The 15,954-nt window shown below is 70.7% G+C and carries 14 protein-coding genes; 3 read left to right on the forward strand and 11 right to left on the reverse strand.

What is annotated here, in order from left to right:
* Positions 1-2: 2 nt before the first annotated feature.
* On the reverse strand, positions 3-1,280 hold the full coding sequence (locus GV126_RS27265; protein WP_159671754.1) for an MFS transporter: 1,278 nt from the start codon (positions 1,278-1,280) through the stop codon (positions 3-5).
* A 169-nt stretch (positions 1,281-1,449) separates the two neighbouring features.
* On the opposite strand from GV126_RS27265, the gene GV126_RS27270 reads away from it, so the two are divergent.
* Entirely contained in the window at positions 1,450-2,337 is an 888-nt protein-coding gene (locus GV126_RS27270; RefSeq protein ID WP_159671756.1) for a helix-turn-helix transcriptional regulator, read from the forward strand.
* 204 nt (positions 2,338-2,541) lie between these two features.
* Here GV126_RS27270 and GV126_RS27275 read toward each other — a convergent pair whose 3' ends face one another.
* The 7 genes from GV126_RS27275 to GV126_RS27305 all read right to left on the reverse strand — a co-directional run bounded on the left by GV126_RS27275 (position 2,542) and on the right by GV126_RS27305 (position 9,082).
* A complete protein-coding gene (locus GV126_RS27275) occupies positions 2,542-2,835 on the reverse strand; it encodes an SDR family NAD(P)-dependent oxidoreductase (RefSeq protein WP_159671758.1) in 294 nt (97 codons plus the stop codon).
* A 184-nt stretch (positions 2,836-3,019) separates the two neighbouring features.
* Positions 3,020-4,063: an NAD(P)-dependent alcohol dehydrogenase gene (locus tag GV126_RS27280; RefSeq protein WP_159671760.1), complete on the reverse strand. Its 1,044-nt coding sequence runs from the start codon at positions 4,061-4,063 to the stop codon at positions 3,020-3,022.
* A 97-nt stretch (positions 4,064-4,160) separates the two neighbouring features.
* Positions 4,161-5,195 (reverse strand): zinc-dependent alcohol dehydrogenase family protein, encoded by a 1,035-nt coding sequence (locus GV126_RS27285; RefSeq protein WP_159671762.1) that lies wholly within the window; start codon positions 5,193-5,195, stop codon positions 4,161-4,163.
* A gap of 42 nt (positions 5,196-5,237) precedes the next feature.
* Positions 5,238-5,609 (reverse strand): DUF2255 family protein, encoded by a 372-nt coding sequence (locus GV126_RS27290; RefSeq protein WP_159671764.1) that lies wholly within the window; start codon positions 5,607-5,609, stop codon positions 5,238-5,240.
* Positions 5,610-5,712: 103 nt separating this feature from the next.
* Positions 5,713-6,780 (reverse strand): NAD(P)-dependent alcohol dehydrogenase, encoded by a 1,068-nt coding sequence (locus GV126_RS27295; RefSeq protein ID WP_159671766.1) that lies wholly within the window; start codon positions 6,778-6,780, stop codon positions 5,713-5,715.
* 56 nt (positions 6,781-6,836) lie between these two features.
* Positions 6,837-7,721, reverse strand: coding sequence for an aldo/keto reductase (locus GV126_RS27300; protein WP_159671768.1), 885 nt, complete (start codon positions 7,719-7,721; stop codon positions 6,837-6,839).
* Positions 7,721-9,082: an MFS transporter gene (locus tag GV126_RS27305; RefSeq protein ID WP_236570125.1), complete on the reverse strand. Its 1,362-nt coding sequence runs from the start codon at positions 9,080-9,082 to the stop codon at positions 7,721-7,723. Before GV126_RS27305 ends, GV126_RS27300 begins: the two co-directional genes overlap by 1 nt.
* Before the next feature lie 407 nt (positions 9,083-9,489).
* Between GV126_RS27305 and GV126_RS27310 the strand changes: the two genes are divergently transcribed.
* Together GV126_RS27310 and GV126_RS27315 are read left to right on the forward strand one after the other, a co-directional pair.
* Positions 9,490-10,386, forward strand: a complete 897-nt coding sequence (locus tag GV126_RS27310) for a helix-turn-helix domain-containing protein (RefSeq protein WP_159671770.1) — start codon at positions 9,490-9,492, stop codon at positions 10,384-10,386.
* Positions 10,387-10,410: 24 nt separating this feature from the next.
* Entirely contained in the window at positions 10,411-11,430 is a 1,020-nt protein-coding gene (locus GV126_RS27315; RefSeq protein WP_159671772.1) for an aldo/keto reductase, read from the forward strand.
* 194 nt (positions 11,431-11,624) lie between these two features.
* Here GV126_RS27315 and GV126_RS27320 read toward each other — a convergent pair whose 3' ends face one another.
* The 3 genes from GV126_RS27320 to GV126_RS27330 form a co-directional block, all read right to left on the reverse strand.
* The gene (locus GV126_RS27320) at positions 11,625-12,800 is read right to left on the reverse strand and encodes a bifunctional class I SAM-dependent methyltransferase/NUDIX hydrolase (RefSeq protein WP_159671774.1); all 1,176 of its coding nucleotides are present in this window, start codon (positions 12,798-12,800) and stop codon (positions 11,625-11,627) included.
* Between the two features lie 20 nt (positions 12,801-12,820).
* Positions 12,821-13,393 (reverse strand): class I SAM-dependent methyltransferase, encoded by a 573-nt coding sequence (locus GV126_RS27325; protein WP_159671776.1) that lies wholly within the window; start codon positions 13,391-13,393, stop codon positions 12,821-12,823.
* Between the two features lie 91 nt (positions 13,394-13,484).
* Entirely contained in the window at positions 13,485-15,473 is a 1,989-nt protein-coding gene (locus GV126_RS27330) for an ATP-binding cassette domain-containing protein (protein WP_159671778.1), read from the reverse strand.
* Between the last annotated feature and the right edge of the window lie 481 nt (positions 15,474-15,954).

Here is a 15,954-nt window from a genome sequence, read left to right on the forward strand (position 1 = left end):
GGTCATGCTTCCTCACGGGACCGGCGCAGTGCCGGGCGCAGACCGGGCAGCAGCAGAAGTGCGGCCGCGACGAAGACCAGGCCGATGACCGGCAGGGCGCCGAGGCCGAAGCTGCTGACAGTGAGGCCGCCGGCGGAGGCGCCCAGAGCGATACCGAGCTGGCTGACCAGCACGGAGATGCTGGTCACCGTCTCCGGAGCGCGGTGACCGGTGACGAGGACCGCCTGCTGGTAGAGCAGTACGGTGCCGGAGAAGCCCATGCCCCACACGACGAGCACGACGAAGACGACGGGCAGCGTGGGCGGAGCGACGAGGAGCAGCGCGAGGGCGACGAGGATGAGCACCGGAGCGGTGGTCATACCTGCCAGCAGGGACCGGGCGCCGAGGCGGCCGATGAGCATGACACCGACGATGCCGGCGCAGCCGAGTACGGCCAGCGACAGGCTCACCACGCCGGAGCCGACGCCCAGACGCTCCAGGTAGGGGGCGATGTAGGTGAGGACACCGAAGTGGCCGAGCATGACCAGCGCCCATCCGACGATCACCCGCATTGCTCCGGGCAGCCGTGCCGCCTTGAGCAGGGGCATGTGCGGGCCCTCCTGGACGCGGATGTGCGGCACGATCCGGATGAGGAGCAGAGCGGTGACCAGTGCGGCGGCGGCCATGACGGCGAACGCGATGCGCCAGCCCAGGGAGGTGCCCAGCAACGAGCTGAGGGGGGCGCCCGCGGCCAGTCCCAGGCTGTTGCCGGTGAACACGATGGTCATGGCCCGGGGAGCGTGCCGGGGCCCGGCAAACCGTTCCACGACCGCGGGCAGCAGCGCCCACACGAGGCCGTGGGCGGCTCCGCCGAGGAAGCGGCCGACCAGGGACACGGCGAGGTTCGGTGCGACCAGGACGACCAGGTTGCTGAGCACGAACAGCAGCACCGTCAGCACCAGCGCGGTGCGCCGGGGCAGCTTCAGTGCCAGTCGGGTCAGCGGCAGGACGGTGACGACGACACCGACCGCGTAGGCGGTGGTGACGGCTCCGGCCATGGCGACGCTCACGTGGAGGTCGGGGGCTATCAGCGTCAGCAGCCCTGACGGCAGCAGCTCGGTGGTCAGGCTGAGGAAACCGGTGAAGGCGAAGACCAGCACGGCGAACAGCGGGAAACGGGTCTCGTTCCCGGTGGAAGCCGCTCGCTCCTCGCGGTGGCCGTCGCGTGCGGCCGGGGTGCCCGGCCGTGCGGTGTCCGTCGCTTCGGCGCCGGCCGTGGCCAGCGCGTCGGGGTGTGTCATCAGAGGTTGTCTCCACAATCGTGTAGAGGCCCGTAGGGGGGGACGGGCCGACGAAGCCAGGCAACCACCGCGTCGAGGACGAGTGGGAGACCGCGTTGATGGGGGTACCGGCACAGGGGCACCAGCAGGGACCCCCACCGCCCACCACCGCGCTCGTACCCTCGGAGGTATGAACGGCAAGGACGACATCCGCGAGGAGATCAAACAGTTCCTGACCTCGCGGAGGGCGAAGATCACCCCCGAGCAGGCCGGGCTGCCCCACCACGGCGGCAGACGCCGCGTCGCGGGGCTTCGCCGCGCTGAGGTCGCCACTCTGGCCGGCGTAAGCGTCGAGTACTACACCCGCCTGGAACGCGGGAACGTAGGCGGAGTCTCCGAAAGCGTCCTGGAAGCCCTCGCCAGGGCACTGCGGCTCGACGACGCCGAGCGCACCCACCTCTTCCACCTCGCCCGCACCGCCGGCACCGCGCACCCGGCCCGCCGACGCCCCGCCCCCCAGCGGGTACGCCCCGCCGTTCAGCAACTCCTGGACTCCATGACGGAGACACCGGCCTTCGTCCGCAACGGCCGACTCGACATCCTCTCCGCCAACCGCCTCGGCTACGCCCTCTACTCCGAGGTGTACGTCGACCCGGTGCGCCCCGCGAATCACGCCCGGTTCATCTTCCTCGACCCGCGCTCCGCCGATTTCTATCTCGACTGGAATTCCGTGGCCGAGGACACCGTCGCCCTGCTGCGGGCCGAAGCCGGGCGTGACCCCTACGACCGGGGACTCACGGAGCTGATCGGCGAACTCAGCACCCGCTCGGAGGACTTCCGGGTGCGCTGGGCCGCTCACGATGTGCGGTTCCACCCCAACGGCATCAAACGCTTCCATCACCCGCTCGTCGGGGATCTCCTGCTCCACTTCGAAGCCCTGGAACTCTCGGCCGACACAGGACAGACGATCATCACCCACACCGCCGAGCGCCATTCCCCGTCCGACGACGCCCTGCGCGTTCTCGCCAGTTGGACCGCACCGGAACACGTGCCGGCCGGCGGCAGCGGCGACGCCTGAAGCACGCGGAAAGACCACACCCCGCCTGCCCATGGTGCCAACGGGCAGGCGGGGTGGGGAAAGCTCCGGGCCGGGTGGCGCGGTCGCGCGAGGAGCTCAGCTTGCTGTTCGGTCACTCACGCAGCAGGAAGGCGCCGTCGACGACCGTGCCGGTAATGCAGGCGGACAGGTCGGAGAGGAGGAAGGCGGACCGGTCCTCGCGACTTACTCCGACTCTCCCAGGCGGCCCGAGGGGATCTCGCCTTCGAGACGGTCGGTCACGTCCTTCTGCCCCGGTGCCGTCGTCAAGGGGGTGCGGATCACGCCGGGAGAGACGCTGTTGACGCCCATCCCGACAGGCGCGTAGTCCGCTGCGGTGCCCTTGGTGAGGCCGATCAGGGCGTGCTTGGGCGCGGTGTACACCGGGGAGTGGCTGAGGACGGTGTGCGCTTCGACCGACGCGATGTTCACGATCGATCCGCCGCCGGCTTTGAGCATCTGCGCGATCTCCGCCGTCATTGCGAACCCGGCCCCGTCGAGGAGACGCCCATGACGGTGTGCCGGCTGTCCGCACCGGAATCGTGCAGGCTCGACGCCCGAGACCCCACGTCAGTCACGGCGCCCGCCCGGGCCGACGGCGGTCGTCCAGGGCCTGCAGTCCCTCCGGTCCGTGCTCGGTGACGCGTGGGCCTTCCAGCGCAGTTCAGCGCAGAGTCGCGATGTCGATCACGAACCGATAGCGGACGGCGGAGGCCAGGACGCGCTCGTACGCCTCGTTGATCTTCTCGGCCGGGATCACCTCGATCTCGGATCCGATGCGGTGCTCGGCGCAGAAGTCGAGCATCTCCTGCGTCTCGCGGATGCCTCCGATCAGGGAGCCGGCGAGGGTCCGCTCTCCGCCCAGCAGGGAGAAGACGTTGAGCGAAACCGGTTCGGAGGGGGCGCCGACGTTGGCCAGGACACCGCCGGTAGCCAGGAGCGAAAGGTAGGCATCGAGGTCGATCCTGGCGCTCACCGTGTTGACGATGATGTCGAACGAGTCGGCGAGCTGCTCGAAGGTGGCGGGGTCGCTGGTGGCGTGGTAATGGTCGGCTCCCAGACGCAGACCGTCGTCCTTCTTCCTGAGTGACTGGGAGAGCACGGTCACCTCTGCGCCCATCGCATGTGCCAGCTTGACTGCCACATGGCCCAGTCCGCCGAGGCCGACGACGGCCACTTTCTTGCCGGGTCCGGCGCCCCAGCGGCGCAGGGGCGCGTAGGTGGTGATGCCCGCACACAGCAGCGGTGCGGCGGCGTCGAGTGAGATGCCGTCGGGGATGCTGAGGACGAAGTCCTCGTTGACGACGATGTGGGTGGCATAACCGCCCTGGGTGGGGGTGCCTCCGGAGTCGACATCGGCGTAGGTGAGGGTGTTGCCCCGGAGGCAGTACTGCTCCTTGCCCTTGCGGCAGTTGGCGCACTCGCGGCAGGAGTCCACCATGCAGCCGACCCCGACCCGGTCGCCGACGGCATGCCGGGTGACCTTCGAGCCGACCTGCGCGACGATGCCGGCGATCTCGTGGCCCGGGACGAGCGGGTAGGTCTCCTGCTTCCAGTCACTGTGGGCGTGGTGGATGTCGGAGTGGCAGATGCCCGTGTACTTGATCTCGATGAGGACGTCGTGGGGGCCGACCTCACGTCGCTCGATGGTCATAGGGACGAGTGGCTCGGTGGCGGAGGTTGCTCCGTAGGCGTTGACGGTCAGCATGGTGCTCCACTTCGGTATACGCGCGGGTACATGACGCTCATTTGCGACCTGGGCGGGGTCGGGGTCGCGGCAGGCAGGCGGAAGGGCGGGCGGGCGGTCACGGGCGCACCAGCACCTTCAGGGCCTCACGGTCGTTCATCGCCCTGTAGCCGTCCGCGATGTCCTCCAGGCCGACGGTGCTGTCGAAGACGCGGCCGGGCCGGATCGAGCCGTCGAGGATGTGCGGCATCAGCTCCTCGATGTAGGCGCGGGCGGGGGCGACACCGCCGGTCAGCGTGATGTTGCGCATGAAGTCGCCGAAGCCGAACGGCACGTCGGTGAACTGCGGCGCGCCGACCCGGCTGATCGTGCCGCCGTCCCGGACCACACCGAAACTCTGCACGATCGCGTCCTTCAGCCCGACACACTCCAGGACCTTGCTGGTGCCCTCGCCACCGGTCAGCTCCTTTACGCGGGCGATACCCTGTTCGCCGCGTTCGGGGACCACGTCGGTGGCGCCGAATGCACGTCCCAGGTCGGTGCGGGCCCGATGGCGGCCCATGAGAATGATCCGCTCGGCGCCCAGCAGCTTGGCGGAGATCACGCCGGACAGGCCGACCGCGCCGTCCCCGATGACGGTGACGGTGTCGCCACGACCGACGCCGGCGGTGCGGGCCGCGTGATAGCCGGTGCTCAGCACGTCCGACAGGGTCAGGAGGTCCGGCAGCAGCTCGGAGTCCTCTGCGACGGGCAGCTTCACGAGCGTTCCGTCGGCGAACGGGACGCGGGCGGCTTGTCCCTGTCCGCCGTCCACGCCGTTGACGCCCCACCGTCCGCCCTGCGGGCAGGAGGTCTGCAGACCCTCGCGGCAGTAGGCGCAGGTGTTGTCGGCCCAGACGAACGGGGCGACGACCACGTCCCCGGGCTTGAGGGTGTGCACCTCGGTGCCGATGTCCTCGACGATGCCGAGGAACTCGTGGCCCATGTGCCGGGGAGCATCCGTGGGCTCCAATGACTTGTAGGGCCACAGGTCGCTGCCGCACACGCAGGACAGCACGATCCGCACGACCGCGTCGGTGGGCTGCTGGATCTTGGGGTCGGTCACGTCCTCGACGCGGACGTCGTCGGCGGCGTACATCAGGGTGGCTCGCACGGGTGGTGCTCCTTGGAGTGGCTGTCGGCAGTGAGGGGGCGGTCAGCGGGGTTCGAGGCGCAAGGTGGAGGCGCGGGCCCGCTCGGTCAGGACGTGTTCGACGATGCCGGTGTACCGGCCGTACTTCTCCCGGTAGGCCGCGTCCACATCGGCGTACTCGTCCGGGTCGGCGTCGTGGAAGGTGACGTCGGCCCGGACGCCTCCGGCCTCCACCCGGCCCCGGAGGCGGGAGCGGGTGCCCCGGAACCAGGGGCCGTCGACGCCCTTGACCGAGCGGACGTAGAGCCGGTCACCGGCCCGTACGACCCACATGGTCACGGGGGCGCGGAGGGTGCCGTCGCCGCGTTCGGACTCCAGGTCCAGTTCTTCCGCCGCACCGATCCTTCTCAGGTCGGAGTTGTTCCAGCTGGTCATGGTTCTCACCTTTCGTACACGGTGTGGAGGCATCCTGTGGTCGCCTGGTGGATGAGGTCCGGGCAGCCGGCCGGTGTCGTCGACCTCCACCGGTAGGGGTGTGTCATGCCTTCAGGTCCGCGAAGGTCGAGCCGTCGACCACGAACCGGTACCGGACGTCGGAGGCGTGGATCCGCTGGTAGGCGGTGTTGATGTCCTGCGCGCCGATCAGCTCGATATCGGCCGTGACCTGGTGCTCGGCGGCGAAGTCCAGCATCTCCTGGGTCTCGGCGATGCCACCGAACAGCGACCCGACGTAGGACCGCCCGTTCTGGCAGAGCGTGAAGACGTCCACGGGCATCGGCTCCGTCGTCACTCCGACGTTCACCATCGTGCCGTGCAGGCGCAGCATGCCGAGGTAGTCGGGCAGGGACACCGGTGCGCTGACGGTGTTGAGAACGAGGTCGAAGGTGTTGGCCAGTTCGGTGAACGCCGAGCCGTCACCGGTCACGGCGTAGTGGTCGGCGCCGAGGGCCGCGGCGGCTTCCCGCTTGCTCTCCGACTGGGACAGCACGGTCACCTCGGCGCCCATGGCCTTGGCCATCTTCACGCCGAGGTGGCCCAGACCGCCGAGGCCGACGACGGCGACCCTGGTCCCGGTCCGGGTGCCGAACCGCTTGAGCGGGGCGTAGACGGTGATGCCGGCGCACAGCAGGGGCGCGGCGGCGGCCGGGTCGAGGTTCTCGGGCACCCGGACGACGAAGTCCTCCGGCGCGACGATCGCCTCCGAGTAGCCGCCCTGGGTGTGCGCGCCGGGCTCGACCGGGTCCGGGCTGCCGAAGACGAGGGTGTGGCCCTTGAGGCAGTACTGCTCCTGGCCTGCTCGGCAGTTCTCGCACTCGCGGCAGGAGTTGACCATGCAGCCGATGCCGACCAGGTCGCCGACCCGGTGACGTGTGACTGCGGAGCCCGCCTCGGTGATCCGGCCGACGATCTCGTGGCCCGGCACGAGGGGGCTGACCGGCAGGGGGCCGAACGAGCCGTCGACGAAGTTGATGTCGGAGTGGCAGATGCCGCAGTACAGGATGTCGATCTTGACGTCGTGCGGGCCGACGTCGCGGCGCTCGATGGTGACGGGGGTGAGCGGCTTGCCCGCTTCCTGGGCACCGAACGCGTTGACGGTGGTGGTCATGGTGATTCCTTTGTGCAGGTACGAGGTGATGTCAGGTGTGCAGGTACGAGGTGATGTCAGGCTTCCGGGACGGCGCGTCCGTATGCCGCGAGGGTGACGTCCTCGGGCTCGGGGCCGCCGCGCCGGCCGGTCTCCAGGGCGTCGAGGGTCTTCAGTTCGTCGGGGGTGAGGGCGAAGTCGAAGACGTCGATGTTCTCGGCGATGCGGTGGCGCTTGGTCGACTTGGGGATGACCGAACGGCCCTGCTGGAGGCCCCAGCGCAGCAGCACCTGGGCGGGGGTCTTGCCGTGGGCCTCGGCGATCGCGGTGACGGCCGGGTCCTCGAGGACGCTCCTGCGGTCCTCCCCGTAACCCGGGTAGAAGGTGATGCCGCCGATGGGGGACCACGCCTGGTTGAGGATGCCGTGCTCGTTGTCGAAGTCCAGGACGGCGCGCTGCTGGAAGTAGGGGTGGATTTCCAGCTGGTTGACGGCCGGCACGACGGCGGTGGCGTCGAGCAGTGCGGTCAGGTGGTCGACCATGAAGTTGCTGACGCCGATGGCCCTGACCTTGCCGTCCGCGAGGAGCTTCTCCAGCGCCCGGTAGGCGGCGATGGTCTTGCCGAAGTCCGACGGCAGGGCCTGGTGCAGGATGAGCAGGTCGATGCGGTCCACACCGAGCTTGGCGGCGCTCTTGTCGAAGCCGTGCAGGGTCTCGTCGTAGCCGTAGTCGCTGATCCAGATCTTCGTCTCGACGAAGATCTCCTCGCGGGGCACGGCGGAGTCGCGGATGGCCTGGCCGACCTCGCGTTCGTTGCCGTAGGCGGCGGCGGTGTCGATGTGCCGGTAGCCGAGTTCCAGCGCCGCGGTGACAGCGGCCCGGGTCTCGTCGGGCGGGGTCTGGAAGACGCCGAGTCCGATGGCGGGCATCTCGACGCCGTTGTTGAGGGTGAGGGTCTGCATCATAGGGACCTTTCGTTACGGGTGGCCCGTGAGGGCACGATGAGGATCCCGACGGCCAGGACCGCCAGGGCGAGCAGGACGGCGGAGCCGGTCAGGGCGGCGCCCGAGCGGGCCGCGATATCGGCGGCCTCGTCGTCGGTGGAGACGGTGGCGGCCGCCGCGGTGAGGATGCTCAGGCTGAGCGCGCTGCCGATCTGGTGCACCGTGTTGACAAGGCCCGAGCCGGCACCCGCGTCCGCCGGCGCAACGCCGTCGACACCGCTGGAGGTCATCGGGGCCAGGGCCAGTCCCTGGCCGGCACCGATGAGCACCATGGGCAGGGCCACTCCCGTCAGGTAGGGGGTGTGCAGGTCGAGACGGCTGAGCCAGACCATTCCGGCCGTGGTCAGGCAGACCCCGGTGAGCAGCACTTTCGGCCTGCTCACCCGCTCCAGCAGCCGCGGCACCTGGACAGCGAGGACGAAGTTGACCAGTGTCATCGGCAGGAAGGCCAGACCGGCCTGCGACGGTGTCCAGTGGTAGACGCTCTGCACGTACTGCGCGGTGAAGAAGAAGAACCCGATCATCGCGCCCATGTAGAGCATCCGGGTGAGGTATGCGCCGCTGCGTTCCCGGCTGGCGAACAGCCGTAGCGGCACGATCGGCTGTACGGCTCGCCGCTCCACCGCCACGAACGCCCCCAGCAACCCTGCACCCGCCATCAGCGGCATCAGGGTGGCCGGGGCGGTCCAGCCGAGGTCGGCCGCGTTGACGATGCCGAACACCACGGCAGTGGAGCCCGCCGTTGCCAGAAGCGCCCCGGCGATGTCGAAGCGGCCGTCCTGGCGCTCGGTCTCCGGCAGGAACCGCACGGCCAGCACCACCATCGCGATACCGACCGGGACGTTCAGGAAGAACCCGGCCCGCCAGGAGATCAGATCCGCGACCAGACCTCCGACGACCAGGCCGAAAGCGGCGCCAAGACCAGCGACGGCGCCGTAGGCGGCCATCGCCCGGTTCCGGGCCCGGCCCTCGGTGAAGCTACGCGTGAGCAGCGACAGGGCGGAGGGCGCCAGAACCGCGGCCCCCACACCCTGCAACGCCCGGGCCCCGATCAGGCACCACTGGCTTGGCGCGGCTCCGACCAGGAAGGAGGCCAGCGAGAAGACGACCAGGGAGAACAGGAAAACCCTGCGGTGCCCGAACAAGTCACCGGCCCGGGCGCCCAAGAGCAGCAGTCCGCCGAAGACCAGGACGTAGGCGTTGGTGATCCAGGACAGGCCGGTCTCGGAGAATCCCATGTCGGACCGGATCTGCGGCAGCCCGGTGAACACGATCGAGTTGTCCAGGATGACCATGAAATAGCTGACGCAGATGATCACAAGGATCAGCCTCGCGCGGACCGGCGCCGTGTGCGGCTGCGCCGTCGGGCGTGGTGCGTCAGTCGTCAGGTCGCCAGGCGCTCCGGTGGCTCCCTGGGGGCTCGGGCCGGCTGTACGCCCGGCGCGGACGTCGCCGGTTCCTGACAAAGGCGCTGTGCGCACGGTGCTCCTTCGGATCGGTCTCTGGTTCGGGGTCCGGCCGTGGTCCGCTCGGACCTCGGCTCTGTCCAGAAAACCGCGCCCCAGCCCGCATGTGGGAGTCACCGCTCTTCCAGGTAATGGCAGTACCTCGCTCGGCGCTCGCCGACGGATCTACGGTGAGGAGGTGGGCACAGGATTCACGACGATCACAAGGAGTCACCGCATGTCCCTCCTCGCCGCCACCGCAGAAGCTGGGGAGCCTGAGCATGGCCGGCAGTGACAGGAAGGCTCTGGCCGCCGAGGTCCGCGAATTCCTGAGCACCCGCCGGGCACGCATCACCCCGGAGCAGGCCGGGCTGCCGGTCTACGGCGGGAACCGCCGCGTCGCCGGTCTGCGCCGCGAGGAGGTCGCCCTGCTCGCGGGCATGAGCGTGGACTACTACGTCCGCCTCGAGCGCGGAAACCTCTCCGGCGCCTCGGACTCGGTACTCGAATCCCTCGCACACGCCCTGCAGCTCGACGTGGCCGAACGCACCCACCTCTACGACCTGGCCCGCGCCTCCACACCGTCGGGCCGACGGCCCACGGTGACCTCCTCCCGGGTGCGGCCCACGATCCTACGGCTGCTGGACTCGATGACCGGTGTGCCGGCCTACGTCCGCAACGCCCGCTTCGACATCGTGGCCGCCAACGCGTTGGGACGCGCGCTGTACGCACCCCTCTTCGACTCGCCGCTGTTCGCCCAGCGCGGGCCGGTCAACAGCGCCCGGTTCATGTTCCTGGACCCGGCGAGCAAGGACTTCTGGGTCGACTGGGACAAGGGCGCCGACGACGCGGTCGCCTTCCTGCGCACCGAGACGGGCCGGGCACCGCACGACAAGGCGCTGACCGACCTGATCGGAGAGCTGACGACCAGGAGCGAGGACTTCGCCCGCCGATGGGCACGCCACGACGTGAAGTTCCACCGCTCCGGCGTGAAGCACCTCCACCACCCGCTGGTCGGAGATCTCGCCCTGCCCTACGAAGCGCTGGACCTGCCGTTCGACCCCGGCCTGCGCCTCAACTTCTACACCCCCGAGCCGGACTCGAGGGAGCGGGAAGCCCTCGGCCTGCTCGCCAGCTGGGCGAGCACCGGCACGGTCGTCCCCCACGCAACCGACTGACACACCAACGAGGAGAACCGCTTCATGCAGTACCGATCGCTCGGCCGCACCGGCGTCCAGGTCAGCCCGCTGTGCCTGGGCGCGATGATGTTCGGCCCCTGGGGCAACGAAGACGAGACCGACTCCGTCCGGATCATCCACCGCGCCCTCGACGCCGGCATCAACTTCGTCGACACCGCGGACGTCTACTCCGCCGGCGTCTCGGAGGAGATCGTCGGCAAGGCGCTCCAGGGCCGGCGCGAGGACGTGTTCCTGGCCACCAAGTTCTTCATGCCGATGGACCAGGACGACCCCAACCAGCGCGGCGCCCCCCGCCACTGGATCATGCGCGCGGTCGAGAACTCCCTGCGGCGCCTGGGCACCGACCACATCGACCTCTACCAGGTGCACCGCCCCAGCCCCGACACTGACGTCGCGGAGACCCTCGGGGCCCTGACCGACCTGGTCCGCCAGGGCAAGGTCCGCTACATCGGCTCCTCCTCCTACTCCGGCTCGCAGATCGTCGAGGCCCAGTGGGTCTCCCGGGAGCGGCACCTGGAGCGGTTCGTGACCGAGCAGCCGCCGTACTCGATCCTGGTCCGCGGCATCGAGGAGGACGTGCTGCCCACCGTGCGCCGCCACGGAATGGGCACGCTCACCTACAGCCCGCTCGCCGGCGGCTGGCTCTCCGGCCGCTACCGCAAGAACGCTTTCGAGGGGCCTGCCTCGGCGGCGCGTCCCCAGGCCCGCTTCGACATGAGCACCCCTGCCAACCGGCGCAAGCTCGACGCCGTCGAGCAGCTCGCCGTCCTGGCGGAGAAGGCCGGTCTCACGCTGATCGAGCTGGCGGTCGCCTTCGTCATCAACCACCCGGGCGTCACCTCGGCGATCATCGGCCCGCGCACCATGGAGCAGCTGGAGGCGTTCCTGCCCGCCGCCGACATCACGCTCCCCGCCGACGTGCTCGACGCCATCGACGAGATCGTCGCACCCGGCGTCACGGTCAACCCGGTCGACAACAGCTACGGCGACTTCGAGCTGCGACCCGACCAGCGACGCCGTTGAGCGAGGAGAACTTCGGGTGATCACGGACAGTCGGAAGCAGTGGGGAGGGCGAATGCCGATGGCCGACCGTGGTCAGCCTCGGGGGCACGCCTCCTGGCCGCTGATGCCACCCGGACGGCGCGCAGTTCCTCTTCCTGCGCCGCTTGCACGAGACGCTCCAAACCCACGCCGCGAAGCTGAGCGAGACACGTCGATCACCCCTGCGCGGGTGTGCGCGGCTCGGCGACGGGGACGAAGCGGGCGGGTGGGTGGTCGATCGGCAGGTCGGGGCGCCAGGCGGTGAGGATCTGGGCGCTGCACTCGAACAGGTCCGGGGGCAGGGCGTCCAGAGGCCACCAGCGCCAGTCGCCGACGCTCTCGCCGGGCTGGTCGGCCGGCTCGCCGCGCCAGCGGGTGACGAGCGCTCCGAAGGTGATGCGGACCACCTCCCCGACCTGGTCGTGGAGCATCCCCAGGAGCCGGACGTCAGCGGGGTCGGCGTGCAGGCCGGTCTCCTCGGCGAGTTCGCGCACGACTGTCTCCCGCAGCGACTCGCCCGGCTCCACGGTGCCGCCGGGCAGCTCGCGCGTGCCCAGTCGGTGCCGGCCCAGGAGCAGGCCGCGCGGCCCGAGCAGCACGGCGCCGACGCCCACCGCCGCCCGGGCGACCGGTGGTTTCGCCGTACGGGGACGGGCGGTGATCCGGGCCGGCCGGTGGGCCTGGAAGAGCCGGTAGGAGGCGTGGTTGTGCTCCTTTGGCGCATCGAGGACGGTGATGCTCCGCACGCGGAGCCCGTACTGCACGAGCAGGTCCTCCCACAACTCCGCGGTGAGCACCCACATGTGGACGGTGAGGTCACCACCGCCGGCCAGGCGCAGGGTTTCCGGGCGCGGTGTGACGCCGGAAGCGGGCCCGTGGCCGTCGGAGTCGGTGTGCAGCACGGTGAAGTACAGCCGGCCCCCGGGTTTGAGGGCGGCCGCCAGCGCCGGCAGGAGGCGATGGGGGTCGATGAAGTGGATCGTGCTGAGGGAGAGGATGACGTCGTACGGGGCTGCCGCGCTCAGGTGTTCCACGGCGTCCGCGTGGATCAGCCGCAGCCCCGGCACGTCGGAGCAGTGGGCGCGGGCCCGTTCGATCTGGCTGCGGGAAGCATCGACCCCGTCGACCTGCGCGCCGTGGGCCCGCACCAGGTGCGCGGCGTGCCGGCCCGGCCCGCACCCGAGGTCCAGGACCCGCAGGCCCTTCAGCTCCCCGAGGATCTCGTCGCCCGGTCCGTCCACCGCGGGACCCCAGGTGATCCGGTCCACTTCCGGCAGCGGTGTACCACGCCGCAGATGGTGGGTTCCGTAGGCGTTCCAGGCACGCCGTGTCTGGTGTTCGATGTCGCGCATGGTGGCTCCCGTCGTCGAGGTCAGGGGTGGAGTGCGTAGCAGCGCAGCACGTCGAGATCAGCGGTCCGGACGACGGACCATCGCGCGGTGAGCGTCTCGGCCTCTGCGGCCGTGATCCCGAGGTGACGCGAGGGGTCGCCGCTGTCCCGGCGGCCGGCGATCTCGGTGACGACCCAGAAGACCCCGCCGGGGGCCAGGATCCGTCGGACGCGGTCGAGGAAGGCCGGCTTGTCGTCGAGCCACCGGTAGACCAGACGGCATGCGACGACAGCGTAGGCCGGGTCGCGCAGGCCACCGAGGTCATCGGCGGCGAAGTCCATCAGCTGCCAGGGCGGGCCGTCATCGGCGCGGTCGCGGCGGGCTGCGGCGACGGCGCTGGGCGCGAAGTCGATGCCGGTGGTGCGGTAACCGAGTCGGTGAAGCCGGCGGGCGAGGGCACCGTCTCCGGTGCCGATGTCGAGAGCCGGCCGTCCGCGGCCCGGTCCGAGGTGATCCGCCAGAAGCTCGGCCTCGGCGCTGCTGCCCCTCCGGTACCGGCGCCCGCCGGCCCAGAGCGGCTCCCAGTAGTCGGCGCTGGCGGGGGTGTTTGTCATCCGGCTCCTCCTGCAAGTGGGCGGGACCACCAGGGCCGTGCTCCCGCGCGGCTGACGGGGACGGAGAAAACGGACGGCATGAGAGCACGGGTCACGAGGGATCCGCGACGGTGGGGGAGGCGGGACGCGGGATGACGGGTGCGGGGGCGTACTGGGCGGCCTGTGCGGTGAACATCGAGGCGTACCGGCCTCGGGCGGCCATGAGGTCGTCGTGGCTGCCGTGCTCGACGAGTCGTCCGTGGTGCAGGACGTGGATGCGGTCGGCGTGGCGGACGCCGGACATGCGGTGGGTGACCAGGACGACGGCCCGGTTGGGGGCGGCGAGCCGGCGGATGCGGTCGAACGCGGCGATCTCGGCCTCCGGGTCCAGGGCGGAGGTGGGTTCGTCCACGATGAGCACGCCGTCGGCATCCGAGGTGGAGCTGCGCCAGTGGGTCCGGGCCAGTCCGATCTTCTGCCACTCGCCGCCGGACAGTTCGCTCGCCCCGCGGAACATCCGGGCCAGCAGGCTGCGCAAGCCGTCGGGGAGTTTGGCGATGACCGGCCCCGCCCCCGCGTAGTCGACGGACGGCTGGAGGTCGCCGGGCCCGGCGGCCCGGTCCGGTCGGCCGATGCGGATGTTCAACGCCGCGGTCACGGGCCAGCGTTGGAAGTCCTGGGTGAGCAGGGTGACGCGCTCGAAGACCTGGGAGCGGTCCAGGGAGGCGATGTCGGCCTCGCCCCACCGCACGGTCCCGCTCTGCGGCAGGAGCAGGCCGGACAGGATCTTCATCAGCGTGCTCTTGCCGGAGCCGTTCTCGCCGACCACGGCGGTGACCGAACCCATGGGCAGGGTGAGGGACACCCCGTCCAGCGCGGGAGTCTCCCGGTCGGGGTAGCGGTAGCCGACCCGGTCGAGGACGATCTGCCGCACCTGTGCCGGGACCGGGTCGCCTCCGCCGGGCAGCGTGCGCCGTGCCGCCTCGTCCAGGAACCGGGCGTGGTCGCGGACGTACAGGGACTCCTCGTGCAACTGGTTGACGTTCATCACCAGCGCGCCCAGGCTCGCCGAACCCGACCGGACGGCGACGACCGCGGTCCCGGCCACCGCCAGACCCATGTGCCCGCTGGAGATCAGCACGAACAGGGCCGCGTACGTCGCCGCCAGGGCGAGGCCGGACAGCGCGGCGGCCACCCACTCGGTGACCGCCTTGCCGGCGGCCAGCCGCTCCTGCTCGGCCTCGGCGCTCTCGGCCATCCGCTCGTAGCGGCTGAGCAGGAACGGTCCGACGGCGTGGACGCGCACTTCCTGCGCGGCGGTGCGCTCGGTGAGCAGGTTGCCGATCAGACGGCCGGCCCGCACGTGCTCGATCCAGCTCATCACCGACACGTACCGTTCCTGCGCCACCCGCATCGCGCCCCAGCCGCGCGGCGCCGCGATCAGGACCAGCATCGGCAGCAGGACCGGGTGGAGGACGGTGAGCACGCCGGCCGTGGAGATCAAGGAGATCGTGCCGTTGAGCGCGGCCACGCAGGCGCCGATCATGCGGCGGGCGGAGCCGGCGCCGTACTGCGCGACGTCGATCAGCCGCCGGAACTCCGGGGCTTCGATGGCCTCCCGCTCCCCCGACGCGGCGGCGGCCAGGGACTGGGGGGTGGCGACCCGCTCGACCAGCGGCTCCAGACGGCCGGCCCGCGACGTGGACCAGCCGGCCAGGGCCGAGTTGACCACGGCGGCCCCGGCGGCGACGAGCAGGCCGGGCAGGACCGCGTGCACCCGCTGTCCGGGGCTGCCGGAGCCGAGCAGCGCGTGCATGACGGCGTTGACCGCGAGCAGCCCGACAGCGGCGGCGACACCCTGCCCGACCTCGCTGAGGACGACCGCGAGCAGGGCGCGGCGGTCCGCCCGCCACGCCATCCGCAAGGCGCCCCCGACCAGCCCGGGCATGGACCGCAGAGCCGACCTCATCGTCAACTCCAGGTGTGCGCCCTCGTGTTCGGACCAGCCGACGTCGTAGCGCAGTGGACCGCCGAACAGTTCCCGCTCGGCGTCGGAGACCCCCGGTTCGGCCATCCGCACGCGGCCGAAGAACCTCTTCACCGGGCGCCCCCCCGCCGGGAGAGGATCAGCGCCGGGGCAGCCGGCGTGGACCGCCGCCGCGGGAGCGCGGTCGTGGTCGTGAACCTGTGTGTCCCGCGGATACGCGCGCCGCGGTACGCGTCCCTCTCGCCTCCTGCCACGCTGCGGGGAGTCGCATGCGCCTGTGCCTCGGCCGAAGTCAACGTGGTCCCCCTCGACGGTTGAGTGGCTGCTCCTGCGACTCAACGACTCAGCGGACCGTTTCGAACACACGTCTTTCGGACAGGCCGGTAGCCCTGGCAGGGCGCGCGTGCCGGAGAGTGCGGCGTGCATCGACCCTTGCGGTGTCTGGGCCGGGCGCCGGAGCGGCGGCGGCCGAAACGCCGAGCGCGTCCGCTGCTCCGGCGCCGGGGCGGTGCCTCGGCCCGAAGGGACCGGCTCCTCCCGGGGGTTTCGCGGGTCAAGTGTCGTGAGCCCGGGTCGGCCTCGCGGCGGGCGATCG

It is taken from the genome of Streptomyces mexicanus (assembly GCF_902506575.1).
Lineage (GTDB): Bacteria > Actinomycetota > Actinomycetes > Streptomycetales > Streptomycetaceae > Streptomyces > Streptomyces mexicanus.

Excerpts from the sequence above, each read along its gene's own strand:
- GV126_RS27265 (WP_159671754.1), bottom strand. The coding sequence starts at position 1,280 with ATGACACACCCCGACGCGCTGGCCACGGCCGGCGCCGAAGCGACGGAC.
- GV126_RS27270 (WP_159671756.1), top strand. The coding sequence starts at position 1,450 with ATGAACGGCAAGGACGACATCCGCGAGGAGATCAAACAGTTCCTGACC.
- GV126_RS27275 (WP_159671758.1), bottom strand. The coding sequence starts at position 2,835 with ATGACGGCGGAGATCGCGCAGATGCTCAAAGCCGGCGGCGGATCGATC.
- GV126_RS27280 (WP_159671760.1), bottom strand. The coding sequence starts at position 4,063 with ATGCTGACCGTCAACGCCTACGGAGCAACCTCCGCCACCGAGCCACTC.
- GV126_RS27290 (WP_159671764.1), bottom strand. The coding sequence starts at position 5,609 with ATGACCAGCTGGAACAACTCCGACCTGAGAAGGATCGGTGCGGCGGAA.
- GV126_RS27295 (WP_159671766.1), bottom strand. The coding sequence starts at position 6,780 with ATGACCACCACCGTCAACGCGTTCGGTGCCCAGGAAGCGGGCAAGCCG.
- GV126_RS27300 (WP_159671768.1), bottom strand. The coding sequence starts at position 7,721 with ATGCAGACCCTCACCCTCAACAACGGCGTCGAGATGCCCGCCATCGGA.
- GV126_RS27310 (WP_159671770.1), top strand. The coding sequence starts at position 9,490 with ATGGCCGGCAGTGACAGGAAGGCTCTGGCCGCCGAGGTCCGCGAATTC.
- GV126_RS27315 (WP_159671772.1), top strand. The coding sequence starts at position 10,411 with ATGCAGTACCGATCGCTCGGCCGCACCGGCGTCCAGGTCAGCCCGCTG.
- GV126_RS27320 (WP_159671774.1), bottom strand. The coding sequence starts at position 12,800 with ATGCGCGACATCGAACACCAGACACGGCGTGCCTGGAACGCCTACGGA.
- GV126_RS27325 (WP_159671776.1), bottom strand. The coding sequence starts at position 13,393 with ATGACAAACACCCCCGCCAGCGCCGACTACTGGGAGCCGCTCTGGGCC.